24 protein-coding genes, 1 tRNA gene and 2 riboswitches are annotated in these 26026 nt (G+C 44.7%); of the genes, 13 read left to right on the top strand and 12 right to left on the bottom strand.

Annotated elements, in window-relative coordinates:
* Nucleotides 1-172: 172 nt before the first annotated feature.
* Entirely contained in the window at nucleotides 173-739 is a 567-nt protein-coding gene (locus ABDZ72_RS13430) for a nitroreductase family protein (protein WP_343754003.1), read from the bottom strand.
* Nucleotides 740-901: 162 nt separating this feature from the next.
* Nucleotides 902-974, bottom strand: a tRNA-Ala gene (locus ABDZ72_RS13425).
* Nucleotides 975-1308: 334 nt separating this feature from the next.
* Here ABDZ72_RS13425 and ABDZ72_RS13420 point away from each other — a divergent pair.
* Nucleotides 1309-2100: an SDR family oxidoreductase gene (locus ABDZ72_RS13420; RefSeq protein WP_343754001.1), complete on the top strand. Its 792-nt coding sequence runs from the start codon at nucleotides 1309-1311 to the stop codon at nucleotides 2098-2100.
* Between the two features lie 68 nt (nucleotides 2101-2168).
* A complete protein-coding gene (gene rbsK, locus ABDZ72_RS13415; RefSeq protein ID WP_343753999.1) occupies nucleotides 2169-3056 on the top strand; it encodes a ribokinase in 888 nt (295 codons plus the stop codon).
* A gap of 43 nt (nucleotides 3057-3099) precedes the next feature.
* On the opposite strand, the gene ABDZ72_RS13410 is transcribed toward rbsK, so the two are convergent.
* Both ABDZ72_RS13410 and ABDZ72_RS13405 read right to left on the bottom strand, forming a co-directional pair.
* Nucleotides 3100-3651 carry a phosphoribosyltransferase family protein gene (locus ABDZ72_RS13410; RefSeq protein WP_343753997.1) on the bottom strand — a complete coding sequence of 184 codons (552 nt, stop codon included), beginning with the start codon at nucleotides 3649-3651 and terminating at the stop codon, nucleotides 3100-3102.
* Between the two features lie 31 nt (nucleotides 3652-3682).
* Nucleotides 3683-4747, bottom strand: coding sequence for an NCS2 family permease (locus ABDZ72_RS13405; RefSeq protein ID WP_343753995.1), 1065 nt, complete (start codon nucleotides 4745-4747; stop codon nucleotides 3683-3685).
* A 64-nt stretch (nucleotides 4748-4811) separates the two neighbouring features.
* Nucleotides 4812-4913: riboswitch (purine riboswitch) on the bottom strand.
* 183 nt (nucleotides 4914-5096) lie between these two features.
* Here ABDZ72_RS13405 and pruA point away from each other — a divergent pair.
* Nucleotides 5097-6644 (top strand): L-glutamate gamma-semialdehyde dehydrogenase, encoded by a 1548-nt coding sequence (gene pruA, locus ABDZ72_RS13400; RefSeq protein WP_343753993.1) that lies wholly within the window; start codon nucleotides 5097-5099, stop codon nucleotides 6642-6644.
* Nucleotides 6645-6706: 62 nt separating this feature from the next.
* On the opposite strand, the gene ABDZ72_RS13395 is transcribed toward pruA, so the two are convergent.
* From ABDZ72_RS13395 to ABDZ72_RS13380, 4 genes are all read right to left on the bottom strand, one after another.
* Complete coding sequence (locus ABDZ72_RS13395) at nucleotides 6707-7699, bottom strand: ABC transporter substrate-binding protein (RefSeq protein ID WP_343753991.1); 993 nt, start codon at nucleotides 7697-7699, stop codon at nucleotides 6707-6709.
* A gap of 83 nt (nucleotides 7700-7782) precedes the next feature.
* Nucleotides 7783-8544 carry an ABC transporter permease gene (locus ABDZ72_RS13390; RefSeq protein WP_343753989.1) on the bottom strand — a complete coding sequence of 254 codons (762 nt, stop codon included), beginning with the start codon at nucleotides 8542-8544 and terminating at the stop codon, nucleotides 7783-7785.
* Complete coding sequence (locus ABDZ72_RS13385; protein WP_343753987.1) at nucleotides 8528-9310, bottom strand: ABC transporter ATP-binding protein; 783 nt, start codon at nucleotides 9308-9310, stop codon at nucleotides 8528-8530. Before ABDZ72_RS13385 ends, ABDZ72_RS13390 begins: the two co-directional genes overlap by 17 nt.
* Before the next feature lie 256 nt (nucleotides 9311-9566).
* Complete coding sequence (locus ABDZ72_RS13380) at nucleotides 9567-10688, bottom strand: PLP-dependent transferase (protein WP_343753985.1); 1122 nt, start codon at nucleotides 10686-10688, stop codon at nucleotides 9567-9569.
* 82 nt (nucleotides 10689-10770) lie between these two features.
* A riboswitch (SAM riboswitch) is annotated at nucleotides 10771-10874 on the bottom strand.
* 267 nt (nucleotides 10875-11141) lie between these two features.
* On the opposite strand from ABDZ72_RS13380, the gene ABDZ72_RS13375 reads away from it, so the two are divergent.
* Entirely contained in the window at nucleotides 11142-12029 is an 888-nt protein-coding gene (locus ABDZ72_RS13375; protein WP_343753983.1) for a DMT family transporter, read from the top strand.
* A gap of 94 nt (nucleotides 12030-12123) precedes the next feature.
* Here the strand turns inward: ABDZ72_RS13375 and ABDZ72_RS13370 are convergent, their stop codons facing one another.
* Complete coding sequence (locus ABDZ72_RS13370; RefSeq protein ID WP_343753981.1) at nucleotides 12124-12573, bottom strand: flavodoxin domain-containing protein; 450 nt, start codon at nucleotides 12571-12573, stop codon at nucleotides 12124-12126.
* 542 nt (nucleotides 12574-13115) lie between these two features.
* On the opposite strand from ABDZ72_RS13370, the gene ABDZ72_RS13365 reads away from it, so the two are divergent.
* Nucleotides 13116-14303 (top strand): M24 family metallopeptidase, encoded by a 1188-nt coding sequence (locus ABDZ72_RS13365; protein WP_343753979.1) that lies wholly within the window; start codon nucleotides 13116-13118, stop codon nucleotides 14301-14303.
* A 130-nt stretch (nucleotides 14304-14433) separates the two neighbouring features.
* Here the strand turns inward: ABDZ72_RS13365 and ABDZ72_RS13360 are convergent, their stop codons facing one another.
* A complete protein-coding gene (locus ABDZ72_RS13360; protein WP_343753977.1) occupies nucleotides 14434-15411 on the bottom strand; it encodes a 2-hydroxyacid dehydrogenase in 978 nt (325 codons plus the stop codon).
* Nucleotides 15412-15600: 189 nt separating this feature from the next.
* Between ABDZ72_RS13360 and ABDZ72_RS13355 the strand changes: the two genes are divergently transcribed.
* The 6 genes from ABDZ72_RS13355 to alr all read left to right on the top strand — a co-directional run bounded on the left by ABDZ72_RS13355 (nucleotide 15601) and on the right by alr (nucleotide 22418).
* Nucleotides 15601-16281 (top strand): GntR family transcriptional regulator, encoded by a 681-nt coding sequence (locus tag ABDZ72_RS13355; RefSeq protein WP_343753975.1) that lies wholly within the window; start codon nucleotides 15601-15603, stop codon nucleotides 16279-16281.
* Nucleotides 16282-16284: 3 nt separating this feature from the next.
* On the top strand, nucleotides 16285-17640 hold the full coding sequence (gene gabT / locus ABDZ72_RS13350; protein ID WP_343753973.1) for a 4-aminobutyrate--2-oxoglutarate transaminase: 1356 nt from the start codon (nucleotides 16285-16287) through the stop codon (nucleotides 17638-17640).
* A gap of 115 nt (nucleotides 17641-17755) precedes the next feature.
* Entirely contained in the window at nucleotides 17756-19198 is a 1443-nt protein-coding gene (locus ABDZ72_RS13345; protein WP_343753971.1) for an NAD-dependent succinate-semialdehyde dehydrogenase, read from the top strand.
* 86 nt (nucleotides 19199-19284) lie between these two features.
* Nucleotides 19285-20280, top strand: coding sequence for a pyridoxal-phosphate dependent enzyme (locus tag ABDZ72_RS13340; RefSeq protein ID WP_343753969.1), 996 nt, complete (start codon nucleotides 19285-19287; stop codon nucleotides 20278-20280).
* A 129-nt stretch (nucleotides 20281-20409) separates the two neighbouring features.
* Nucleotides 20410-21255, top strand: a complete 846-nt coding sequence (gene dat, locus ABDZ72_RS13335) for a D-amino-acid transaminase (protein WP_343753967.1) — start codon at nucleotides 20410-20412, stop codon at nucleotides 21253-21255.
* Between the two features lie 23 nt (nucleotides 21256-21278).
* Entirely contained in the window at nucleotides 21279-22418 is a 1140-nt protein-coding gene (gene alr, locus ABDZ72_RS13330; RefSeq protein WP_343753965.1) for an alanine racemase, read from the top strand.
* 234 nt (nucleotides 22419-22652) lie between these two features.
* Here alr and ABDZ72_RS13325 read toward each other — a convergent pair whose 3' ends face one another.
* The gene (locus ABDZ72_RS13325) at nucleotides 22653-23087 is read right to left on the bottom strand and encodes a hypothetical protein (protein WP_343753963.1); all 435 of its coding nucleotides are present in this window, start codon (nucleotides 23085-23087) and stop codon (nucleotides 22653-22655) included.
* A 266-nt stretch (nucleotides 23088-23353) separates the two neighbouring features.
* On the opposite strand from ABDZ72_RS13325, the gene ABDZ72_RS13320 reads away from it, so the two are divergent.
* Together ABDZ72_RS13320 and ABDZ72_RS13315 are read left to right on the top strand one after the other, a co-directional pair.
* Nucleotides 23354-24187, top strand: a complete 834-nt coding sequence (locus ABDZ72_RS13320) for an aldo/keto reductase (protein WP_343753961.1) — start codon at nucleotides 23354-23356, stop codon at nucleotides 24185-24187.
* A 197-nt stretch (nucleotides 24188-24384) separates the two neighbouring features.
* Nucleotides 24385-25803, top strand: a complete 1419-nt coding sequence (locus ABDZ72_RS13315) for a sodium/glutamate symporter (RefSeq protein WP_343753958.1) — start codon at nucleotides 24385-24387, stop codon at nucleotides 25801-25803.
* A 72-nt stretch (nucleotides 25804-25875) separates the two neighbouring features.
* On the opposite strand, the gene ABDZ72_RS13310 is transcribed toward ABDZ72_RS13315, so the two are convergent.
* On the bottom strand, nucleotides 25876-26004 hold the full coding sequence (locus ABDZ72_RS13310) for a DUF2179 domain-containing protein (protein ID WP_343754216.1): 129 nt from the start codon (nucleotides 26002-26004) through the stop codon (nucleotides 25876-25878).
* Nucleotides 26005-26026: the final 22 nt, after the last annotated feature.

Genomic DNA, 26026 nt, shown 5'->3' with positions numbered 1-26026 from the left:
TTTTTATTTGCCAAATAATAGACAAGAAATCAAAAGGTCAGGTTCTTTAGTCGATCAATATGTGGTAAGGTGGTATGAAAAAAGAACAGGCAGACTGGTATAGTAAACAGTTCTACCTGTTCGCTGTTCTTGAAAACGGAAGGAGATAGGGTTGTCTGTACATCAAAAGCTGTTATTGAAAGCTACCTTCCATGAGCGAATCTTGAACCGGACGGCGGTCGGAAGGTTTTTCACGTTCTTGCAGTTCCTGATCAAGGATGTCTTTTTCCCCTTGGTAGCCAATCGCTATAAGCGCTTGAATATCAAATTCATCTGGTATATTTAACAGTTCACGTGCTTTGTCTTTGTAGAAACCGGCCATTCCATGGGTAATGAGGCCTTCCTTTGCTGCTTGCAAGGACAGGTAACCCCAAGCTGTACCGGCATCAAATGCATGTGTGGCGGTTTCTTTATCTGAGATGATCAGAGTGAGAACAGGTGCCCTTTCACACCATTTCCTATTTCCATCCATAACAAAGGAATGAAATGTTTCTCTGTCTTCTTTCGTGCGTGCTAAAATGAACCGCCATGGCTGTATATTTCCGGAAGAAGGTGCCCAACGGGCTGCTTCAAACACCCTTAATAACACATCTTCAGGCACGTCTTTATCTAAAAATGACCGGGGTGACCAGCGATTTATGTAGATTGGGTCAATATCGTGGTCCGCTTGGCGAAATTGTTGTATATCAGTCGTCTTCATTCGTATATCCTCCTCTTAAAAAATTCAGTAATTTAATATTATAATCATTTATAGTTTTAAAATCAACTGATTTGTTCGTGTGAGCGCGAAAGTCAATATGTTAACGAAAAAAGGCACTTAAAACGTTTATATAAGCGTTTAAGTGCCTTAGCGTATTCATGATGGAGCATATCGGGCTCGAACCGATGACCTCATCGCTGCCAGCGATGCGCTCTCCCAACTGAGCTAATGCCCCGTTGATTCCAAAATTCATTATAACCACTTACACGCAGTTTTTCAAGAGGAGAATTTAAAGTTTTAATTTTCTGTTATAAAAGAAACGATATCATATTCTCTCGGGCATAGTTGTTAAAAGATGTCGATAGTCAAAGCAAATGATAATCATACAAATCCAAATGCCAATTATTAATGAGTACCATTCATTTGCATTTATTCATCGCCGTAATCTATTCTGTATATAACTATCAACTATTAGTGAAAAAGAATTAGTTTGTGGTCAATCATTTTCTGATACAGAACAACAACCACTTACTATGATAAAATAAGCATAATAGAGAGGAGATGATTTCATGGATCTTGGACTCAGCAATAAATCGGTATTAATACTGGCCTCCAGTAAAGGACTTGGAAAAGCAACGGCGGCTCAGTTTGCTGAAGAGGGTGCACGGGTCTATTTAGCGAGCCGAAGCAAGGATGCGTTGCAGCAAGCAGCTGATGACATCACAAAAGAGACTGGTAACACGCATGTAGCTTATTCGGTTTGTGATATGACCGATTACGATTCCATCAAACAGGTGGTTGACTATGCTGCCCGAGAAAACGGTGGAATTGACGTGCTTGTGAATAATACAGGCGGGCCACCAGCGGGAACGTTTGATGACGTGGATGATCAGGCGTGGCAGCAGGCGTTTGAATTAAATTTATTAAGCTTTACGCGGACGATCCGGGAAGTGCTGCCGTATATGCGCAAGCGCGGAGGCGGTCGAATTGTCAATTTTGCATCCTCATCAATTAAACAGCCGATTGACAATCTGATTCTATCCAACACGTTCCGGGCAGGTATCACCGGCTTGTCGAAAAGTCTATCACAGGAATTGGCTGGTGACCGTATTTTAATCAACACGATGGGTGCGGGGCGAATTTCAACTGAACGGGTGCAATCACTTGATGCCATCAAAGCGGATGCACTGAACATGGAAATAAACGACTTAAAAGCATCAAATGAAAAACAAATTCCAATGGGACGATACGGTGAGCCAGAGGAATTTGCCAAGTTGGCCGTGTTTCTTTGTTCGGAAGCAAATACGTATATTACCGGACAATCGTTACTTGTTGACGGGGGCATGGTTAAAGCACTTTAGCTGACTGCCTGTTTTCTGTTTGGGGAAGGTTGTGCGGATTTATCCACTGATCAAAAAGGGGCAATGGTATGATGGCAGAATCGAATGTATGCATTGTTGGCAGCATGAACATGGATTTGGTGGTAACAACGGAAACAATGCCGCAGCAGGGCGAAACGGTCATGGGCAAAGACTTTTCCAAGAATCCAGGTGGAAAAGGTGCCAATCAAGCTGTGGCCGCATCACGAATGGGAGCAAACGTCCATTTTATCGGAGCGGTCGGTGATGATACATTTGGTCAAACGCTTCTCGATAATCTGACTAATGAAGGCATTCAAACCGGCGGCGTGGAAATTATACCGGAAGCGGCGACAGGCACAGCGACAATCATTCTGTCCAATCAGGATAATCGCATCATTGTTGCCCCGGGTGCCAATAACGGTGTGACACCGGAACTTGTTGAGCGTCACCGCCGTCTAATTGCTGGCAGTGATGTCGTGCTCCTGCAGCTGGAAGTGCCAATGGAGACGGTGGTGTTCTCCGTGGAAGAGGCAGCAAAAAGCGGAGTCCCGGTCATTCTGAACCCAGCGCCATACCAGCGACTGCCTGATAGTGTTCTTCAAGGCGTCCGCTGGTTGACACCGAATGAATTGGAGGCTACTGAGCTGGCCAACGACGCTCCCGATGAAACCGTTCGGGAAAAGTGGATTGTTACCCGCGGTGCTCATGGAGCCACTTTTATGGAAAATGGCCAGGAGAAGCCGGTGGATGGCTATACGATGAAGGTCAATGATACCACTGGCGCCGGGGACACCTTTAATGGTGCTCTTGCTTCAGCGCTTGGCGTCGATGCATCGATTGATCGGGCGATTCAAATGGCGAATGCGGCAGCTGCTTTATCCGTGACAAAAACCGGGGCACAGCATGGCATGCCAACAAAACGCCAAACGGAAATATTTTTACAAGAAAATCATTAATAAGATTCGGAGCAAGAAAAAACAGCTGAATCCGGAAGAAGAATCAACTGTTATTTTCTTTGGTGAATACAGGAAGTCTTTCCAAGTAAGTGATGTCTTTGCGTTCGGCAGCTTCCCCTTCAGCCAAAATAGCCGCCTTAGCGGAAATGGTCCCACCGGCCTTGGAGACAATTTCTTCCAATGCTTGGATGGACCCGCCTGAACTGATAACGTCATCAATCAGAGCAATGCGTTTATGGTTGATATGAGCAGCGTCTTCATCACTAAGGCAAAGCGTTTGTTTTTCTTGTGTCGTGATCGATGTGACTTCATGGACAAGCGGACTATGCATATAAGGCTTCACACTTTTTCGGGCGACAATGTAACGATCCATGTTCAGCTGTTTGGACAGCTCATGAACAAATGGGATGCCTTTTGCTTCAGCTGTTACAAGCAAATCTACTTCCGGTAAATGAGGAATGATTTTTTCCGCAGCCGCTGCAACGAGTTGCGTATCGCCAAGGATAACAAAACTGGCGATCTTCGTATCGTTATTGACCGGAATAACGGGAAGTTGCCGCTTAACTCCGGCTACGTGCAGTTCATAGGTTTCCAAAACGGACCACCTCTTTCATACTATTTTCTAATCAAAACAATGCCAACAGTAACTCCATAACGACACCGGAGAGCATGCCGAGAAACGGATCAGATACTGCGGTGACGACAAGGGTAACCCCACCGATAATGCCAGTTCCGGCTCCATCGGCGGTAAAAGCTGCAGCTGCGTTATCCGGAAGAGTAACAATGGCGCCGAGCACAAATAAAAATCCGGCAATGGACGCACTGGGAACGTACTTTCCGATTTTTGGCAACAACTTAAAAAACAGAATGACGGCCATCAATGCCATCATTAAGACACCGGCTAAGACGGCATGCGGCGCACTGGCTGTTGCGGAAATGACGACTTCCACAGGTCCGCCGCCAAATAAAGACGACCCCATATCTGCAAGACTGCTGATGATTGTAATGGTGTCAATATTTACGTCAGTCCCCGCAATGCCGGCGTTAATTTTGCCGAATGCAATATTCGCCCCAATGTTTAAGCAAACCATGGCAAGCGCCCCGCGTATGACGGATGGATTTAATAGTGGCTTATGCAGGCTGAATGTTTCATCGGCAGCTGTTTTGTCGGTATCCGTTTGTCCCTTTTGACTGATGTAATGGCCAATGCTTGCCACGATGACGGATATCGTGATCGTATAGACAAGGTCTTGAGTAGCGGCATAAACGATCAGAGCACTGCCGAATGATATACCGCCAGCAAGTCTGTCGTTTCGCATCATATCCCACGCAACTTTAGCGAGCATAACTCCGACACCCGCCATCATGCCATTGGTAATAACGGGACCGATCCAGTCAATGATTTGTTCCATAAGACCGAACATAGCGATGATAGCTAACAGAAGTGCCCCATAAAAGATCATCGATAATCGTTCTCTTATGTTGTTGCCCATCGTTCCGGCGACTGTTATCGTTTCCGCTTGGAAGGAAATAACGGCCACATTGCTTGTAAGTGTATTGCCAAATGCGCCAATGACAAATGCGATAGCAGTGGGCAAGGACGCAAACCCGAACGACATAGCCAAAAGACCTTGTGGAAGCCCGTTCAGAACGCCGCTGATGGCTGCAAGCAGATCTTTTATAATATCCATTGGTTCAAATGATACCTCCCTCTGGGCAATAAAAAAAGCCGCTCGGGATGAACGGCTCTTTCAAAATAAGAATGCTACCGTCCATAGAAGGATGGTTTCCGGCCATCCAGTAGAAACTCCCGGACCTTATTACCGGGATTATATGGTACATCGCTGTATACACGAACAATTCTATCATTTAAACTATTAATATTCAACTATATATATCTTTTCTGCAATATAATAGATTTAAACAGGTTATTATATAAATAAAAACGAATGAAATGGTTTCGTTTGTGTTTACAAATCAATGTATAGTAAACTGTGTTTATGGATTGAATTTTTCGAAAATGGAGAAGGGGGTAGTCGTGTGGTATTGCCATATAAGCACGAACCGTTTACAGATTTTAACGATGACCAAAATCGGGCTGATTATCAAGATGCTCTCAAATATGTGACGAGTGAACTGGGTAAGGATTATCCGCTCGTTATCGGTGGCAAAAAAATTTATACAGACGATAAATTGGTCTCCGTTAATCCTGCGAAAAAAGAGCAGGTTATTGGAAATGCATCCATGGCGTCGACTTCGTACGTGGAGAAAGCCATGGATACCGCGGAAAACGCATTTGGCGAGTGGAAGACGTGGACGGCCGAAGAACGTGCGGAAGTGCTTTTCAAGGCAGCTGCCATTGCCCGCCGCCGGAAGCATGAAATTTCTGCCTGGATGTCCGTGGAAGCGAATAAGCCGTGGGGGCAGGCCGATGCGGATACAGCAGAAGGTATAGACTTTATGGAATACTATGCTCGTCAAATGCTGCGTCTCGGCGAGGGGCGGGAAATCAATGACCGTCCAGGTGAAAACAATACATTTTTTTATCAGCCGCTTGGCCCGGGGGTTGTGATTCCACCGTGGAATTTCGCATTTGCGATTGTATGCGGAACAACGGTTGGACCGATTGTTGCCGGAAACCCGGTACTGATGAAGCCGTCGGAAAACACACCCGTTATTGCGTATAAACTGGTTGAAATTTTGGAAGAGGCCGGCCTGCCACAAGGTGTCCTGAACTTCCTACCAGGCCATCCGGAAGACATTGGCGACTATCTCGTCGATCATAAAGACACGCATTTCATTAACTTCACAGGATCTCGTGGCACTGGTACACGCATTTACGAGCGTGCATCGGTAGTACAGGAAGGTCAGACCCATCTGAAGCGTGTCGTTGCGGAAATGGGCGGCAAAGATACTATCATTGTGGATAATGATGCTGATCTCGATCTCGCCGCTAAGTCGATTGTCGATTCCGCATTCGGGTTTCAGGGACAGAAATGCTCAGCATGTTCCCGTGCTATTATCCACGAGGATGTTTATGATAACGTGCTGGATAAGGCTGTTGAAAAGGCCAAATTTATCACAGTTGGCAACCCGGGTGAAGAAAACATCTATATGGGTGCGGTTGTCAACCAGAAGCAGTTTGATAAAATTAAACATTATATTGACATAGGCAAGCGAGAGGGCGACCTTATCTTTGGCGGGGAAACAGATGATTCCCAAGGGTACTTTATTTATCCGACCATTATTAAAGACCTTGATCCGGAATCCCGGGTTATGCAGGAAGAGATTTTTGGTCCGGTTGTCGGTTTTGCCAAAGCAAAAGACTTTGATGAACTGCTGGACACCGCTAATAATACCGAATATGCGTTAACCGGTGCGGTGATTTCTAATAATCGTGCCCATTTGAACCGTGCCCGTCACGAGTTTGAGGTCGGTAACCTTTACTTCAACCGAGGCTGCACAGGGTCCATTGTTGGTTATCAGCCGTTTGGCGGATTCAAAATGTCCGGAACCGACGCCAAAGCCGGTGGACCGGATTATCTCCTGAACTTCCTGGCACCGAAAACCATCTCGGAATCATGGTAAGGACCGAATCTTGATAAAAATGAGCGACAGCTAAGTCTGCCGCTCATTTTTATCTCTGATTGCTATTGGATAAAGCTTTTATTGACAAATCCGGTGAAATCCGGTTTTTCTTTAAGAAATTCCAGGTTGTGGGAGGAATTGCCAAATTGCTGGATGACGTTTTCATTCACTTTATAAGTGAAGTTGGTACGTTTCCAGGCGTTTTCGATCACGCTTTTATCTAATGTTTGACCGGTAATGTCGGCAATGCCGTTGATGGTGATATCAATGGCTTCATCTGGATTCTGATTGATATACTTAACAGCCTCTTTATGGGCGTCAATCAGTTTTTGGGTACGCTCACTATTGTTTTCGGCCATTTTAGACGATGTGACGAATACGGCAGCTGGTAACGTTTCACCAAAGGATACGTCACTAGTTGGGATGACAACGTTGGCGTCAATCTTTTTTTCCATAACAGATGCCCATGGTTCGGGAGCTGTCGCAACGTCCACATCTCCTTTTTCGAACATGGACTTGTATCGTGCAGGTTCGCCGGTCACATGCTTCATGGACCCACCAATCCGGTCTGAGGTGATTCCTTTATTCTTCATGTACGTCTCAAATTGAACATCATGGGTGCATCCGACCCGGGGTGAGATGAATGTTTTTCCTTTAATGTCTTTCCACGACTTGATGCCGCTCCCGTCACGCGATACAATAACGGTTCCACCGGTTGATGAAGCGCCAATAATTTGAACGTCTACGCCGGATATGAAGCTATTCATAGCAGGTCCCGGTCCGACTAATCCGCCCTCTATGTCACCCGAAGCCAGTGCTTTCATAAACGTAGAGCCATTCGGAAACGTTTTGTACTCAACGTTGACATTGTCCCCAAGGTGATCTTTATACATTTCTTTTTGCTTGGCTACCATAGCTGGTGCGTGATTCAAGTTTGGAAAGTAGCCGATGGTAACCGTTTCTTTCTCACCAGCGCCTGAAGCTTGATCATCGCCTCCACAAGCTCCCAGAATAAGGAGCATTCCGACCATAAGAATTCCTGCAAATTTTTTCATCTTAAAAATCCCCTTTCAGATATTTTGATGATGCAAATTAAGAAAATGGGCTGGATAGCCATTTCTACTTACTTATTGCTGGCTTAAGCTGCTTCTTCCATACCCCAGCGTTTCAGAACTTTATTTTCAATGCGTTGGAAAACAAGCTGATCGACAATAGAACCAATGACACCGATGATGATCATGATGCCGATCACTAGACTCATATTATTAAAGTCCGATGCATAGCTGAGTGTGTACCCGAGTCCTGGACCTGTGCTCAGCATTTCTCCTGCCATTAATGCCCGCCAGCTGAACGCCCATGCCAGCCGGACACCGGTAACAGCGTGCGGAATAGAAGCAGGAACAATGACGTTCATGAACAGGTCCATGCCTGTTGATCCCATCGTTCGTGCGGCTTTCAGGTAAATCGGGGCAACATTTTTGATGCCAATGCGCATGTTCATCGTCATAACAAATGTGCCCCCGATAATCACGACGAAAATAATGGACGCTTCGCTAAAACCAAACCAAATAATCGACAATGGAACCCAGACAATGCTTGGAACGCTCTGCAAGGCCAGAATCATCGTGCCGAGTGTTTCATCAGCTGTTTTTACTTTGGCAAGCAGAACCCCAAGCAGCGTACCGATCACCAGTGAAACGGTCAGACCGATAAGGAGATGCCGGAAACTGGCCAACATATCATAGACAAGCGTCATGTCAGCAAACCCTTGAAAAATAGCTGATGCGACCGAAAGTGGGCTCGGTATCATGGAATCAGGCCAAAAATCGAGCAGGAAAGCTACCTCCCACATTAAAATAAGTGACATGAAAAATATAATGCGTTTAATGATTACCGGCATACCGCAACTCCTCATTCATGACGTTGTCAATTTCTGTTTTCAAAATGGCCATGACGTCTTCCTCCAAGACAGCCATATCTTTCTGCTGTCGTGGTCGATCCAAATTCACCGTGACATCCGATATAACCGTACCCGGTCTGGCGCTCATAATAATGATGCGATCGGATAGTTTGATAGCCTCGCGAATGCTATGCGTGACAAAAATGATTGTCTTTTTCGCTTCCAGCCAGATGTTTTCCACTTCATCCTGGAGCACCTGGCGTGTCTGCTCATCCAACGCCCCGAAAGGTTCATCCATTAATAGTAATTTCGAATTCATAGCAAGGGCTCTAGCAATAGCCACACGCTGTTGCATCCCGCCGGAAAGCTCATGCGGGTAATTTCCGGTAAATTGGCTGAGGTGGACCATCTTCAAGTATTGGGCAGCAGCGTGTTCCTGTTCTTGTTTATTCATGCTTTTGCGCAACGGAAACGTGACATTTTGTTTGACCGACATCCACGGGAATAACGCTGGTTCCTGGAAGACCATGCTTTTATCAGGTCCCGGTTCCATTATTTCTTTATCATCCAGATAAACCGAACCAAATGAAGGTGTTGACAATCCGGCCATCATGGACAATAACGTGGACTTGCCACAGCCGGATGGCCCCAGTAAGGAAACAAACTCCCCGTCTTCAATGGCAAGATTAATAGTTTGTAACGCTTGAATCGACTGTTCCCCATGACGAAAAAAGCTTTTGCTTACGTTATTAATGTCTAAATGCATCATAACCCTCCTTCTCCAGAAATCCTCATTATTTTTATCGGAAATATATGTTTTAAGTATTTTAGCATGGAAAAACAAAAAATCCAATAGGAAAATTGCCTATTATTTTTCATTTTCGAAAATGGATGATAGTGTAGTAGCTATGACATGCAATCATAGAGTGGTGGCGCTGGATAACAAGACAGGCTCCCGTCCATGCCGGACAAGGAGCCTGCCTTGGTTTCACTGATTGATGTTTTTCTTTATATTACGTCACTTATACGTTCGTTGTTTGCAAGGATTCCAGTGCTTGGTAAAGGTCTTGGATTAAATCATCGGCATCTTCAATTCCGACCGATACGCGTACCAGCTGATTGGTTAAACCGTAAGAACTGCGGATCTCTTCTGGAATATCAGCATGTGTTTGCGTTGCTGGGTAAGTGATAAAACTTTCCACACCACCAAGACTTTCCGCAAATGTGAATAACCGTAATAATTTTAGAAAGGGGAGAACGAGTTCTTCGTCTTTTAGCAAAAAGCTAAGCATGCCCCCTTTGCCTGGATACAAAACGTTTTCCACGAGTGGATGCAACTTAAGAAATTGGATAACGTGCTTAGCATTATGTTCGTGCTGACGCATGCGCAGTGCTAATGTCTTCATCCCTCTTATAACAAGCCAACAGTCAAATGGTGAAAGGGTCGCTCCGATGGAATTATGAAGGAAGGCAAGTTCTTCATTGATTTCTTGTCCTTTAGAGACGACGATACCGGCGAGTACATCATTGTGCCCAGCCAAGTATTTGGTAGCACTATGAATGACAATGTCTGCTCCTTGGTCAAGTGGACGTTGGATGAGTGGTGTATATAGCGTATTATCGACAATAAGACAGATATCATGTTTGTTTGCCACTTCCGCACAAGCGGTAATATCAATATGTTTCATCAATGGATTGGTTGGTGTTTCGATAAATATAGCTTTCGTATTTGGCTGAATCCATTCGCTCAATGTGCTGCAATCATCTCCGTTCCAATATGTAAATTGGAAACCGTGTTTTTGCTCTAAAATCTCAAAGTAGCGGTAAGAGCCCCCGTATACATCACGGCAAGTAATAATATGATCGTCTTTTTCAAAAAGGGAAAACACGAGTTGAATGGCGCTCATTCCAGAGCTGGTTGCAAAGGCCGTGTCACCACCTTCCAGCTTTGCCACTGCCGTCTCAAGAACATCTCGTGTCGGATTACCTGTTCGCGTGTAATCGTATCCATTGCTGTTTCCGATATCGTCATGACGGTATGCAGTGGATAAATAAATAGGTGAACTGATGGCGTTGAGTGTTTCATCTTTCTGATTTCCGATTTGCGGAAGAACTGTTTCATCATGTAACGGATGATCTGTCATGGGTATCGCTCCTTAAATGTCATTAAATAATTAAAAAACCCTCTTCCAAATAAGAAGAGGGTCAACAACCTTTATTGAACTCTTCTTATCTTCTAAGCATAACGCTTAGCTGGAATTGGCACAGTGCTCGATAAGCCTGTTGCCGAGGTATCAAAGGGCCAGTCCCTCCACCTCTCTGGATAAGAAAATAGCGGTATTCAATTAAAATGTAATGTTTAATTTACAGGTAATACGAGTCGTTGTCAATGAAGAATTGAAAAAAGACGGTGCATCCCATTTAAAAGATGTATATGCGGCTATCAAAGAAATAATCGTTCCACGGATGGCTTTTTTAAACTGAATCGTTAACCAGATGAACGAACTGTTGCTATTATTCCGATAAAAAGCCTTCTTCCAATTTAGCTTTTTCCGGAATTTCCTGTATAATAGGAAAGCGGACAAGGGGGAATGTTTATGAATAAAAAAGCGATGGTCATGGCATTTATTACAATTGTTATTTGGGGATCCTCATTTGCAGGTATCCGTGCCAGTCTGCATGGCGGTTATAGTTCCGGTCATCTCGTCCTTGTTCGATTTTTGATTGCTTCAGGCGCCTTTGTGTTGTATGCGCTTTGGCCTAGGACGAGATTCCGATTGCCAGCGAAGCAAGATGTGCTGAAGATTCTGGTTCTCGGTTGGATCGGCATTACAATTTATCATACCGGAATCACCTTTGGGGAACAGACGGTGACAGCTGGAACGACCGCGATGATTGTTGCATCGGCTCCTATATTCACAGCCATTATTGCTGTTTTTGCCTTAAAGGAGTATCCAAGTTTATTTAGCTGGATTGGTCTAGGTATCGGCTTCATCGGGATTTTTTTGATAACAGTCGGTTCAGCGGATGCTGCGTTTGCGATATCAGGTGGTGCGCTGCTGATTGTTGTGTCGGCGATAGCGACGTCAGCATTCTTTGTTTTTCAAAAAACATTATTGCCTAAGTATCGACCAGTTGAACTGACGGCTTATTTTACATGGGCCGGAACATTGCCTTTGTTGATTTTTTCACCTGGTTTACTGGAAACGGTTCAGAGCGCAACCCTGGAGGCACATTTTGCAGCGTTGTATGTCGGTATTTTTCCGGCAGCCATCGGGTATGTAACATGGGCGATTGCGCTTTCGTCCGGGAAGGCCGGCGCGGTTACTAGCATGATGTATATTGAACCGGTGTTTGCTATCCTTATTGCATGGGTGTGGCTGCAGGAGCTGCCGAGCCTATTGTCCATCATCGGCGGTTTAATAGCGCTTTCCAGTGTTATTCTCGTCAATATGTTTGAACGAAGACGCCGGCGGGCTGGTTAAACGGCACTAGCATGATACGAATGAAAAAACGCGAATCAGGCCTATGGCGGCAGGTTCGCGTTTTTGTGTGAATCGTATATGTGTAAGAGGACCTTTACGTTGTGAGCTGTTGCAAAAAGCCTTCTGCAAATTTTTCGCAATGCTCGATTTCCTGATCATCCGGTTCCAATTCGATTTTCAGCTTTTCGCTATATACTGTGGCATTTCGTTCTTCCGATTTGGATGCCAAGGTATCAAGAGCCGGCCCGTATATGTCGTAATAGGAATCACAGGATCCGAATGTCCCGACTAATTTGCCGGTAAGGTCCAGATCGTCCATGTCCTGATAAAAATCTTCCACCTCAAACGGAATGTCATCGTCCCACGAATAAGACCCCAAAAGGATGCCGTCATAATTGACCATTTCTTTGGCATCGATGGGATCAAGATCAAAGGACTTAAAATCAACATCGTGATTATTTGCCTTTATAGAATCACTTATCGTTTCTGCCATGATTTCTGTGCTGCCTGTCAGGCTAGCATATAGTACGAGGACTTTTGCCATGATTTTCAACTCCTTTTGTTCATTCCTTATTTACAGTTTACAACTAAAAGAGAATAAAATTCAACGAATATACCATTCATACATGAAATGGTTGCAAGATGGACAGTTTTATACGTTTATATGACGATAATGCAACACCAGTTCTTATTTCCCGGGTAATATTTTGTCGATGATTCGAACAGTTCATCCGATGTTCTGTTCAGTGAACGACACCAGTGTAAAAATGTCATTCACATGGTTGTGTGGTTTATATAGATATATGGCCGGATGTGCAAGCAATTTTTAAACAATTTTGAATATTAATTGACATTTTTAAATCATAGTTCCTATAATATAGTAACAAAACTACAACAATCACCATACATTATAAGAGAATTGTATCATCATACGTATAGGTATATACCAAAAACTGAGGAGTCGCTTGCGGGTAAGGATGGTACAAATATACTTTTAACAAAGCGTTAAGGCAGCATCCATTAGGGCTTATTGATTTTAGCGAGTTTTAGTAAGCGCTTACAAATATGCTTAGGGAGGGGTGTCCGATGCTGACTTTTCCAATTTCGGAGTTTCAGGAGCGATTAAAAAAAACGAAACAGCGCATGGTGAATGAAGGAATTGATTTGTTGCTTGTAACGGATCCGGCAAATATGAATTATTTATCAGGCTATGATGCATGGTCGTTTTACGTTCAACAGATGTTGATTGTCATGCTTGAGGAAGAACAACCCATTTGGGTGGGCCGCGGTCAGGATGCTAACGCAGCACGATATACAACGTGGCTTGATGATGACCACATTATTAGCTATGGGGACCATTATGTACAATCTGATGTAAGGCATCCTATGGACTTCGTGACAGATGTGCTCAGGGAACGAAAATATGGGCATAAAGCAATTGCTGTGGAGCTTGATGCCTATTATTTTACAGCAAGAAGTTATATGCAATTAATCAAAGGATTGCCCAGTGCCACGTTCAAAGATGGCACCAATCTGGTTAACTGGGTGCGGATCATTAAATCTGAGCGTGAGCTTTCGTATATGCGAAATGCTGCCAAGATTTCCGAAAATGCGATGCAAGCAGCGATTGACGCCATTAATGAAGGCGTTCGGCAATGTGATGTCGTGGCTGAAATATCCCATGCCCAAATCAGCGGAACAGAAGACTTTGGCGGTGATTATCCGTCCATTGTACCATTGCTGCCGACCGGGGATAAAACATCAGCATCCCATTTAACCTGGACGGATGAACGTTTTCAGGATGGGGATCCAGTTATTATTGAAATAGCCGGCTGTTATAAACGGTATCATTCTCCCTTGGCACGGACGGCCGTTATTGGACGCCCGGATGAGTCAATGCAGTATGTTTCCGATGTTGTCTTGGAAGGGATCAACACAGTGCTGGACACGGTGAAACCAGGAATGACATGTGAAGAGTTGGAAGGTATCTGGCGCAGTGTCATTGAAAAGAGCGGCATCAAAAAAGAATCACGTATGGGGTATTCGATGGGGGTGAATTACCCGCCTGACTGGGGAGAGCATACAGCGAGCCTTAGACCAGGAGATAAAACGGTATTGGAACCGAATATGACATTCCATTTCATACCTGGCATCTGGTTGAATCAAATGGGCGTTGAAATCAGTGAATCATTTGTTGTGACAGAAAATGGATGTGATGTATTGGCTGACTTTCCGCGGGATTTAATGGTTAAACCAAATATCCGTCTCGCGTGAAATCAAAACCGGGGGATATAGATAGGATGAATGTACAATCGATGTATTTGCGAACCCCAACAACTTGGTAGCACCCCGTATCGTTTAGCTTAAAAATGATACGGGGCGCTTCTGTTAATATGCTCTTTGTCTATTCAGGCCAAACGCTTTCATCAACCAGATTCGGTGGTTTTCTGCCACTCAACCCCGCTTTTAGATTTTTGGCTGCGAGTTCGGACATTTTCCGTTCCGTTTCGTATGTGGACGAGCCAATGTGCGGCGTCGTCACGGTGTTTTTCAATGCTAACAGTGGATTGTCCGGTTCGACAGGTTCATTCGCAAAAACATCAAGCCCGGCAGCAGCGATTTCTCCGCTCTGAAGGGCATCTACCAAATCCGATTCAACTATTGTATTTCCGCGTGATCCGTTAATGAAGATGGCATTGTTTTTCATCAACTGGAATTCCCTTTTGCCGATAAGTCCTTCCGTTTCAGAAGTGAGGGGTGTGATTAACAGAACAAAGTCCGATTCCATGAGTAAATTATCCAGTGACCGGTAGCCCGCCTGGTAGGTTGTTTCCACATCCGGCTTTCTGCTGCGGCTGTTATACAAAATATCCATGTCAAAGCCGAAATGAGCCCGTTTGGCAATGGTTTGTCCTATGCGTCCCATGCCGATGATTCCCAGTGTTTTGTGATGCACGTCTTTTCCGAAAAGATCATTATCGGATGATTCGGTGCCCCATTGTCCATTTTTTACAAAATGGTCCAATTCCGGAATGCGTCGTGCGGTTGCAACTAAAATCCCGAAGATGGTATCAGCTACCGTATCATTCAGTACGTCCGGTGTATTCGTTGCCATAATGTTTCGTTTTTTCAAAGCTTGAAGATCGAAATTGTTGTACCCGACGGACACATTGCTAACAATTTTCAAATGGGGAGCACGGCTCAGCATGTCATCATTTGCTGGAATATCAAGGCCGATAATCCCTTCCGCTTGTTCCCATTGTTTCAGAAATTCGTCGTCAGTTTCCGGGTCAATATCCCTGAAAAACCGAACATCATATGTCTTTTTCAATTCGTCGAGAACGGGTTTCATCACCCGATTAAATGCAATTATTTTTGTCATTGCGCTCCCTCCTCATTTTTTTCACTTGTACATCTAATATTAAAATAGGTGCATTGATTAATAAAGTCAATTTATGAAAAAATATTAAAACTATTTGACAATAACAAAAATTTGAATTATGTTAACGTTAACGTGCTGTCGACAATCGACATAAAAGCGGTTAACGGTCTGTGGAAAGGGGCGGTTGGTTTGCACCAACAAGACAGCAATGGAATGACAAGGAAATCATTAAGTGGATTTATTGCCGATCAGCTGAAGTCAAGGATTTGGAATAAGGAGATTCAGCTCGGTGAACGACTGCTGGAATCTGATCTGGCGTATGTATTTGATGTGAGCCGCAGTACGATTCGAGAAGCACTGATAAGCTTGGAAAGCGAAGGAATCGCCGTCAGTCATGCGCGAAAAGGGACATATGTTGCATCCTTCTCGCAGCAGGATATTGATGAAATCATTGAATTGCGCACCCTGCTGGAAAAGCATGCATTCGCACAAGCCTACTACTTCTTGGAAAAGCACCATGTAAATGATTTGCAAGCTGTCGTCGACCAGATGAAAACGAAGGCGGATGAGAGCAATTGGAATGCGTTGTTCAATCTTGATATGCAGTTTCATAACTATGTTGTCCGGATGTGCGGTAATTCACGGATGATTAACATTTACGATTCGCTCCAAGTGCAAATTAGAACATACCTCATGCATATTGATCAATACTATTCCAGTTATCACTCATTCTATGATGAACATAAACAGCTGTTACAGGCATTAGTTTCCAATGACGTGAATAAAGTGAAAAGGGGAGTGAGACATCATATAAAATATGTTGAAACGAAATTGCTCGGCAAACGAAACAAAGAATTTGAGGAGGTATAACAAATGACTAAATCATTTGCTCAAGTAAAAACCGAATTACCGGGACCAAAGGCGAAGGAACTGCTTGAGCGTCGGCATGACATTGTACCGCATGGTGTCGGCTATGGCGCCCCAACATTCGTGGAATCCGCAAAAGGCGCTTTGCTTAAGGATGTTGATGGGAATCAGTTTATTGATTTTGCCGGTGCTATTGGTGTCAACAACGTAGGACATAGTCATGATAAGGTTGTCGATGCGTTGCAGGATCAGGTTGCCGATTACATTCATCCAGGGTTTAATGTCATGATGTATGACCCGTATATAGCATTCGCAGAAAAACTAGCCGCATTGGCACCGGGGCGTTTTGATAAAAAAGTCATGTTTCTGAACAGCGGGGCAGAGGCGAACGAAAATGCTGTTAAAATTGCCCGTAAATATACGGGAAGACAGTCGATCGTTTCCTTTACCGGCGGGTTTCATGGGCGCACGCTTATGACAATGTCAATGACCGGCAAAGTAAAACCGTATAAATTTGAATACGGCCCGTTTGCACCCGAGATATACCACGCCCCTTTTCCGTACAACTACCGTAGACCGGAAACAATGAGTGAGGACGCATATGCTGACTATTTGCTGCAGCAGATAGAAGATTTTTTCATTACGGAAGTGGATCCGAGTCAGGTCGCAGCGTTTATTATGGAACCGGTACAAGGGGAAAGTGGATTTATTATCCCGAATAAAACATTCGTAAACGGGGTATATGACCTATGTAAGCGGCATGGCATTCTGTTCATTGCCGATGAAATTCAGACTGGTTTCGGGCGTACCGGAAAGTATTTTGCCATGGAGCATTATGGTGTGGAACCTGATTTGGTTACCATCTCCAAATCGATGGCCGCCGGTTTGCCGATCAGTGGGATTATTGGACGCCAGGACGTGATGGATAGCGCGGCACCTGGTGAACTTGGTGGCACATACTGTGGCAGTCCATTAGGCTGCAGCGCCGGTCTGGCTGTTCTTGAAGTGATGGAAGAGGAAAATTTGAATGATCGTGCCCTCACCATCGGTCATAAGGTCATGAACACTTTTCAAAAGATGTATGACCGGTTTGACGTTGTCGGTGATTATCGCGGACTTGGTGCTATGTGTGCATTGGAATTCGTGAAAGACCGCAACAGCAAAGAACCGGCCAAAGAATTGACCGCTCAGGTGCTACAGGAAGCACGGTCAAGAGGTTTGATTGCCCTGAAAGCCGGTGTGCATGACAATGTTGTGCGTCTTCTCATGCCGCTTGTGATCACTGATGAGCAGCTGGAAGAAGGACTGACTATACTGGAAGAGTCGCTTGAAGCGGTACTTGCCGGTGAAAAAGTCAAATAGAAACATAGTCATCTTAGAGACCGTCTAATCAAATGATAGACTAGGGAGACATATAGTACAAAGTCGTTGCTGTATGGTATGGAAAAACTAATTTTTACAAGGAGTGTGACTGAAAATGGCAGTAAAAACAGAGCATTATTCAATGAGTATCGCAGGGAAGTGGGTTGGTGATGAACTCGACACACTGGATGTTACCAATCCGGCGAACGGTAAAAACATCGGCACGGTCCCGAACGGCGGTGAAAAAGAAGCGGATCAAGCTGTGCAAGCTGCTCATGAAGCATTTGCATCATGGTCGGAACGGACGTCGCATGACCGGGCCGGTTACTTAAAGAAACTGCATCAGCTCATGCTGGAAAATCAGGAAGAACTTGCTCAGACTATGACGTTGGAAATGGGTAAGCCGATTAATGAATCTCGTGGGGAAGTGAATTATGCTGCATCGTTTATAGAATGGTTTGCAGAAGAAGGTAAACGTATTTATGGCGAAACGGTACCAACGCACAAAGAAGGCAAACGTCTTCAAGTTTGGAAAAAACCGGTCGGGGTTGTCGCAGCCATCACGCCATGGAACTTTCCGGCCGCTATGCTGACACGGAAAATGGGGCCAGCACTGGCAGCTGGATGCACCGTCGTCATGAAACCGTCGAGCGACAGTCCGCTGACAGCCGTCAAATTGATGGAACTATGCGAACAAGCCGGCTTTCCAAAAGGTGTCGTTAACCTTGTCACTGGTTCGTCGTCCAAATTTGCCAACGTGATCATGTCCAATTCCAACGTGCGTAAAATTACGTTTACCGGTTCAACCGACGTCGGCAAAATTTTGATTAAACAAAGTGCCGAACATGTGAAAAATTTGTCGCTTGAGCTTGGCGGGCATGCGCCGTTGGTCGTTCTTGACGATGCTGATGTTGATCTGGCAGTCAAAGGGACTGTGGCTTCCAAATTCCGTAATGCCGGACAGACGTGCATTTGTGCCAACCGTATTTATGTGCATGAAAAGGTTTATGATACGTTTAACGACAAACTCGCCAAGGCTGTGGAAAACCTGAAACTGGGCGATGGCCAAGATGAATCGGTTGATGTCGGTCCACTTATTAACCAGGATGGACTGGATAAGGTGAAGCGCCACATGCAAGATGCGGTTTCCAAAGGAGCCACAGTCGTTACCGGAGGCGAACCGAACACAGAAGGCGGCGGTGTTTTCTATGAGCCGACGGTTGTGAAGGATATTGACGAATCGATGGTCGTTATGCAGGAAGAAACGTTCGGCCCTGTTGCTCCGGTCCAAAAAATTACCAGTGATGAGGAAGCGGCCCGATTGGCCAATGATACCCCGTATGGTCTGGCAGCCTATGTCTTCACTGAAAATGTTGCCAGAGGCACGAAGTTGATTGAAAAGCTTGATTTCGGTATCGTCGGTTGGAATGATGGTGGACCGTCTGCCCCTCAAGTTCCGTTTGGCGGCATGAAAGAAAGCGGGATCGGGCGTGAAGGCGGACACGAAGGAATCGATGCCTTTATTGAGTCTCAGTATGTTTCCATTGGATTGGAATAACGCACCAGCAGCTGTTGCTGTCAAACCGGGCGTGGCATCATTAAGCACGCTAGCCCGAAAAAAATGGTTTGAAGGAGGGATGTCGCTTGCCTGCACACTCCCTCACGCAGCGCAACGTCTGGGAGGCAAAAAAACGAATTGGCTCCAGTGCGGCCGAGACGCCGTTGATTTACTCGCCGGTTTTGTCGGATATGACTGGGTCTCGTATATATTTGAAACTGGAAAATATAAATGAGAGTGGTTCGTTTAAAATCAGGGGAGCATTCAATAAGATACGATGTCTGACTCAAGAAGAACAGCAACGCGGTGTGACAACATTCTCCACCGGCAATTTCGGTGTAAGTGTCGCAACCGTTGCCAATCAATTGGGGATTAAGGCAGTTATATGCCTGTCTAAACGGGTTCCCAAGGCTAAAGTTGATGTATTGAAACGCACTGGCGCACATATTGAAGTAATCGGTGAATCGCAGGATGACGCAGAAGAACACTGCTATCATCTTGAACGGGAACAAGGTCTTACCGTTGTTCATCCATTTGATGATCCGTTTATTATTGCCGGGCAAGGCACTATTGGATTGGAAATATTGGATGAATTGCCGGAAGTGGATACGGTGATTGGCGGTCTTTCCGGGGGCGGGTTGCATTCTGGCCTTGCCAAAGCGCTCAAACCAGCTGATTCCCGTATTCGTCTCATCGGTGTATCAACGGCGAAAGGCCCGGCAATGTATGAAAGTATCCAAGCTGGAAAGCCGGTTATGGTTAAAGAACGGGACACCCTGGCGGACAGTCTCTTGGGCGGAATCGGCCTCAACAATCAGTATACCTTCAGCATGGTGCAGCAGTATGTTGATGATATGGTACTGCTTGAGGAAAAAGACATTGCAAAAGGGATGGCCTTTATGCTTGAGACACACCGAATGGCAGTCGAAGGTGCAGCAGCTGCGGGTATCGGTGCCATTTTGCATAAGCATATCCAGCCGGGATCTCATACGGTTGTTGTTATCAGTGGCTCCAGTGTTGATACATCAACCATATGTGCTGTTGCACAAAACGATCAATCATTGGGATGGAACGGTTCATAATATCTGAAGGGAAACCGCAACACAGAACAACAATAGATATTAATAGAATATCTAAATGTTAAGCGTTCGGCTTCTTGGAACGAGAGCAGAAGCCGAACGTTTTACTAATGAACAGGGAGGGGTTTTCTTATGGATAGTATGTTATATAATGATCAACTTGTTAAGCGAGATCGTATCATTGACATTGAGGATCGCGGCTATCAATTTGGAGACGGTGTTTACGAAGTCATTGGTGTTTATGACGGGCAGCCGTTTCTGTTGGATGACCATATGCATCGGCTGCAGCGGAGTGCCCGTGAAATCAGGTTGACGCTACCGTTTGAAGTAAACTCGTTGAAAACGAATTTGCAGAAGTTGATTGAAGCAAATGGACTGAACGAAGGGGTCATTTATTTGCAAGTATCGCGTGGCGTAGCACCACGATTGCATGATTTTCCCGGCGGCAAAACACAAGCTGTCACCATTGCCTATACACTGGAAGAAGAACGGAAGACAAAATTGGAAGACAATGGTGGAACGGCCATGCTGACCGAAGATATCCGCTGGCTTCGCTGTGATATAAAAACCCTCAATTTGCTTCCGAATGTCCTTGCCAAGCAGGAAGCCGTGGAAAACGGTGCTGTCGAAGCCATCTTGCACCGTGGTGATACGGTAACGGAAGCGAGTGCCTCCAACGTGTTCATCGTCAAGAACGGTGAACTTTATACCCATCCGGCTAATAATTATATTTTAAACGGGATTACGAGACAAACGATAATACAGCTATGTGGCGAACTTGGATTGAACGTACATGAAGAAGCTTTTACTGTTGAGACGTTGCTGAAGGCGGATGAAGTATTTATTTCTGCCACCAAAATGGACATTGCGCCCATTGTAGAAGTTGATGGCCGGACAATCGGCAAAGGAAAACCAGGCAGCGTCACACGACAACTGGTGAAATCTTTCCGTGCACTGTATGATAAAAAGAAAGCATAACTGACAAACAGGGAGATGATGGTTTGGCTCACCTACCGCAATGGGTCTGCCGTGGTCCGACGAAAGCGGAAGTGAATCTTGCCAATTTCAGGGAGAATGTCAAGACATTCAGACGTATAGCCGATGACGCCGGTACGCTCCTTATGGCTGTTATTAAAACAAATGCTTATGGCCACGGACTGGTTCCAATTGCTCATGCTGCTATTAAAGCCGGCGCTGACCGTCTTGGTGTAACAACAATGGAAGAAGGGGTCCTGCTCCGTGAAAATGATATCGATGCTCCCATTCATCTTTTGAGCCCGATCATTCCGGAACAAGCAGAAGACACTGTCACCTATGATCTGACCGCTTCCGTTTCCTCCTGCGAACAGGCCAAGGCGATTCATACAGCAGCCATTAGTCAGCAAAAAATCGTACCGGTTCACCTGAAAGTTGATACCGGACTGCACCGATTCGGCATTGCCCCGGAATATGCGCTGGATTTTTGCCGTTGGTGTTATCATCTTTCTGGGTTATATTGGGAAGGGATCTATACACACTTTTCCACTGCGAATAATAAGTACCGGAAAACAACAGAGGCACAATTCACGTTGCTCATGGATACCATAACCGGATTAAATGACTATGGTTACCATTTTCCGATCCGGCATGCGGGAGCGTCAACAATTGCTTTGAGAAGGCCGGATATGCATTTGGATATGATCAGACCCGGTATTGCCTTGTTCGGATATACACCTGACATTCAACATCAGGCGTTGACGTCGATACGTCCGGTTATGTCTCTTAAATCGCGGATTTTGCAGGTGCGGAGCTTACCGCCCGGCACACCGGTTGGATATGGGGGGAGCTATATCACCACTGAGCGTGAGACGTTGGCCGTTGTCCCGGTCGGTCACGGGCACGGTTATAAGCGGGCACTCTCCAATAACGGGGAGGTGCTCATCCGTGGCATGCGGGCAGCCATAGTCGGAGAGATTTCATTGGATCAATTGATCGTTCGCATCACTCATATTAATGGCGTTAGTGAAGGCGATGAGGTGGTCTTAATAGGTGAGCAAGGAGCGGATGAGATTTTCGCTCGTGAAATAGCGGAACATGCACAAACCATTGTGGACGATGTTTTGTCGAGTCTGATGGAACGTGTGTATCGCGTTTATAAATGAAAAAGCGGACATAAATGACTTGGGACGTGTTTATTTGAAGAAGGGATGATTGTACGTGAGTCATCAAACGATTACCCTTGTTGCTAGATGATGAATTCATAATGACAATTTAAAGATGGTGACGCCCGAAAACCTGCTTTTCTTAAATGAAAAAGCAGGTTTTCATTTAAGCGATGGTGTAAATGGAATGGGATCTATACAATAACATCATGCGGATGTTTTGATAAGCATTCGTCATATCAGTTCATGGAGCTTGGACTCTTGGTCAATTGAACGTAAAGCCAACGTTTTCAATTCCTCTTGCTGCTGACGTTGGCTATTTTTTAAGACATGTAATTGATTGTTGATTTTAGTTGATTGTTCCATGTTTTGGCCAATTTGGTTTTTATTTTCATTAATGAGATTCTTGTTTTCTACGATGAGTTCGGAATTTTGTACAATCTGTTTTTCATTTCTGTCGATTTTTTCTTCCAGCCGTTTAATATCATTCGTTAAATTCATCTGCACCGATTGTAATTCGTCTTTGGTAGCCATGCTCGCTTGTATCGATTGTAATTCATCTTTAGTGGTCATGTTCGCTTGTAGCGTTTGTAACTCGTCTTTGGTAGCCATGTTTGTTTTAATGGTTTGCAATTCATCGAGTATTTGTTTAATTACTTGCTCGCTCATTTCGTTCCACCCTCCTTTGCCTCTTTCTATTTGCTTAAAAAAAGTATACCATCAAACAAGGTCATAAACAACGTTGCCAATTATTCGCAAGCCGCTTCAAATGTCCATTTTATGAATGATTTGATATGCAAAATCACATTTCGTCTTGGGTTATACGAAATAGACCGGCATGTATGAGGGTGGAAATAACATTTTCATTATTTTGTGTCTCAATGGCAATGTCATGTATAGTAAAATAAGATGATATAATGAAGGAGGATAATCGGATGATTCATCATCTGCAGGATACGGTAACATTGAATAATGGAGTGGAGATGCCCGGATTTGGATTGGGTGTTTACAAAGTCGAGGACGGGCAAATAGCTGCGAATTCCGTTGAAGCTGCACTGAAGAATGGTTACCGCAGCATTGATACAGCTTCCTTTTATCAAAACGAACGTGGTGTTGGACAAGGCATCCGAGCATCTGGAGTACCAAGAGAGGACATTTTTGTCACGTCCAAGGTTTGGAACGATGAGCAGGGTTATGACCAAACATTAAAGGCGTTCGAGACGAGCCTGGAAAAGCTTGGTCTTGATTATTTGGATCTTTACTTAATCCATTGGCCTGTGCATGGTATGTATCAGGAAACGTGGAAGGCAATGGAAAAATTATATGAAACAGGAAACGTCCGGGCCATTGGTGTCAGTAATTTTCATATCCATCATTTGCAGAATTTGATGCAGGCCAGTCATGTAAAGCCGGTCATTGATCAGGTTGAATATCATCCGCATCTGACCCAGGAAAAGCTAAAAGCATTTTGTGACTATAAGAATATTCAGCTGGAAGCATGGTCGCCATTAAAACGGGGGCGCATTTTTGATGAGCCGGTGATTGCCAACATGGCTACAAAATATAGCAAAACCCCCGCCCAAATTATTTTGCGCTGGAATATTCAGAATCATGTTGTGACTATTCCAAAATCTACACACGAGCAACGCATTAGGGAGAATGCGGATGTGTTTAATTTTTCTTTGACAGATGAGGAAATGGGTCAAATCAGCAACTTAAACATAAACGATCGCGTGGGTTCCAATCCGAACAGTTTTGATAAAGTATGACGATAAGGGGGAACGGGAAAAGCTTCCGTTCTCTTTTTATTGGTTGTTTTTCAAGTTTAGCGTTTCACCAGAGCTAAATATCGTCTGTGAAACAAGTTAAACGATTTCAATACAGGAAGAAACATGGTATAATATAAAATCGTGAGCCGAGACTCTATCACTTATTATACCATGACTGTCATAAAGGGGTTTTAATATTGTCGCCAGAACAGATTGGTTTTACACTGCTTTACCTTGGTGTCTTTCTACTTATCGGTAAATGGATTCGCGTTAATATAAAATGGACTCAAAAACTATTTTTGCCCTCGTCGATCATTGGCGGATTTCTAGCATTACTGCTCGGCCCCCAGGTGCTGGGCAACATTTTAGAAAATGTCGTTGACAGTGGTTCGTTTTTGACGAATGGGCTTATACCTGAACACGTGATAGATGTATGGACAACATTGCCGGGACTTATGATCAATGTTGTTTTTGCATCCCTGTTTCTTGGTACCACTATTCCTGGTGTCCGAAAAATTTGGCGCTTGGCCGGAGCACAGCTTTCGTTCGGCTGGACCATGGGCTGGGGACAATACGTGTTAGGCATACTGCTCGCTCTCCTTGTATTATCGCCTGTTTTTGGACTCCCGCCGATGACCGGTGCTTTAATTGAAATTGCCTTTGAAGGCGGGCACGGTACAGCAGCAGGCATGGGAGAGACGTTTAAGGATCTTGATTTTGCCGAAGCATATGATATGGCTATCGGTTTAGCAACGGTCGGTTTGCTTTCCGGAGTCATCGCAGGCATTATTTTAATCAATTGGGGTGTCAGACGAAAAAAGACAGAAGTCATTAAGGATGTCAAAGGCTTCTCGGATTTGAGAAAACGAGGAATTATGGAATTTCAAAACAGAGAACCAGCTGCTAATATGACGGTCAGGACCGAATCGATCGAACCACTTTCCTTGCATTTCGCTCTGATCGGACTTGCTATATTGGTCGGATACCTTATACTGCAAGGTCTGATTTGGCTGGAAAGCGTCACTTGGGGCGCGGCTACAGATTCGGAATTTATGACGTATATACCCCTATTCCCTTTAGCTATGATAGGTGGTATTATCATCCAGATTGTTTTTAGTAAAATCGATCAAAATCATATAATGGACCGGCCGATGATTACCCGCATCCAGGGATTTGCACTGGACATATTAATCGTAACGGCTATTAGTACGATTTCACTTGATGTCATTGGCGATCATATTATTCCATTTCTGCTGCTGGCAGCATTAGGGATATGTTGGAATGTGTTCGGTGTGCTTGTGTTAGCACCACGCATTATTCCGTCTTATTGGTTTGAACGCGCCATGGGTGATTTTGGGCAGTCCATGGGGGTCACCGCAACGGGGCTGCTACTTATGCGTGTTGTTGACCCGGAAAATGATTCACCGGCATTTGAAAGTTTTGGATACAAGCAGTTGGTCTTTGAGCCGCTTCTCGGTGGAGGACTTGTGACGTCACTGTCCGTACCATTAATTTTTGAGTTTGGCCCAATTCCATTTCTGATCATTTCAGCCGTCATGTGCCTTCTCGGATTACTCCTCGGGTTGCTGTACTTTGGCAGGAAGAAAAAAGCATAAAAGTTACGTTAAAATAATGGTTTAAAGTGGAAAAACCTCTCATTTCTTTTTCAGGGAATGAGAGGTTTTTAATTATCTGCCTTTGTATCCTTTCCTGAAAATTTCCTGTACGGGGTGGGTCGTTACATAGGCATCAGGATCGATATCAAGGATGATTTTTTGAAAAGGAATGATTTCGTACTTGCTGATAACGAGATACAAAACTTCCTGGTTTGACCGTGTG

This window comes from Lentibacillus halophilus, from assembly GCF_039522485.1.
GTDB lineage: Bacteria > Bacillota > Bacilli > Bacillales > Amphibacillaceae > Lentibacillus > Lentibacillus halophilus.
Note: the sequence above shows the minus strand (reverse complement) of the source record. Positions and strands in the feature narration are given on the sequence as shown.

Coding starts and splice junctions, on each gene's coding strand:
- ABDZ72_RS13430 (WP_343754003.1), bottom strand. CDS start 739: ATGAAGACGACTGATATACAACAATTTCGCCAAGCGGACCACGATATT.
- ABDZ72_RS13345 (WP_343753971.1), top strand. CDS start 17,756: ATGGCAGTAAAAACAGAGCATTATTCAATGAGTATCGCAGGGAAGTGG.
- ABDZ72_RS13370 (WP_343753981.1), bottom strand. CDS start 12,573: ATGGCAAAAGTCCTCGTACTATATGCTAGCCTGACAGGCAGCACAGAA.
- ABDZ72_RS13395 (WP_343753991.1), bottom strand. CDS start 7,699: ATGAAAAAATTTGCAGGAATTCTTATGGTCGGAATGCTCCTTATTCTG.
- ABDZ72_RS13420 (WP_343754001.1), top strand. CDS start 1,309: ATGGATCTTGGACTCAGCAATAAATCGGTATTAATACTGGCCTCCAGT.
- ABDZ72_RS13320 (WP_343753961.1), top strand. CDS start 23,354: ATGATTCATCATCTGCAGGATACGGTAACATTGAATAATGGAGTGGAG.
- ABDZ72_RS13375 (WP_343753983.1), top strand. CDS start 11,142: ATGAATAAAAAAGCGATGGTCATGGCATTTATTACAATTGTTATTTGG.
- ABDZ72_RS13325 (WP_343753963.1), bottom strand. CDS start 23,087: ATGAGCGAGCAAGTAATTAAACAAATACTCGATGAATTGCAAACCATT.
- ABDZ72_RS13360 (WP_343753977.1), bottom strand. CDS start 15,411: ATGACAAAAATAATTGCATTTAATCGGGTGATGAAACCCGTTCTCGAC.
- ABDZ72_RS13385 (WP_343753987.1), bottom strand. CDS start 9,310: ATGCATTTAGACATTAATAACGTAAGCAAAAGCTTTTTTCGTCATGGG.
- ABDZ72_RS13365 (WP_343753979.1), top strand. CDS start 13,116: ATGCTGACTTTTCCAATTTCGGAGTTTCAGGAGCGATTAAAAAAAACG.
- dat (WP_343753967.1), top strand. CDS start 20,410: ATGGATAGTATGTTATATAATGATCAACTTGTTAAGCGAGATCGTATC.
- rbsK (WP_343753999.1), top strand. CDS start 2,169: ATGATGGCAGAATCGAATGTATGCATTGTTGGCAGCATGAACATGGAT.
- gabT (WP_343753973.1), top strand. CDS start 16,285: ATGACTAAATCATTTGCTCAAGTAAAAACCGAATTACCGGGACCAAAG.
- ABDZ72_RS13390 (WP_343753989.1), bottom strand. CDS start 8,544: ATGCCGGTAATCATTAAACGCATTATATTTTTCATGTCACTTATTTTA.
- ABDZ72_RS13405 (WP_343753995.1), bottom strand. CDS start 4,747: ATGGATATTATAAAAGATCTGCTTGCAGCCATCAGCGGCGTTCTGAAC.
- ABDZ72_RS13380 (WP_343753985.1), bottom strand. CDS start 10,688: ATGACAGATCATCCGTTACATGATGAAACAGTTCTTCCGCAAATCGGA.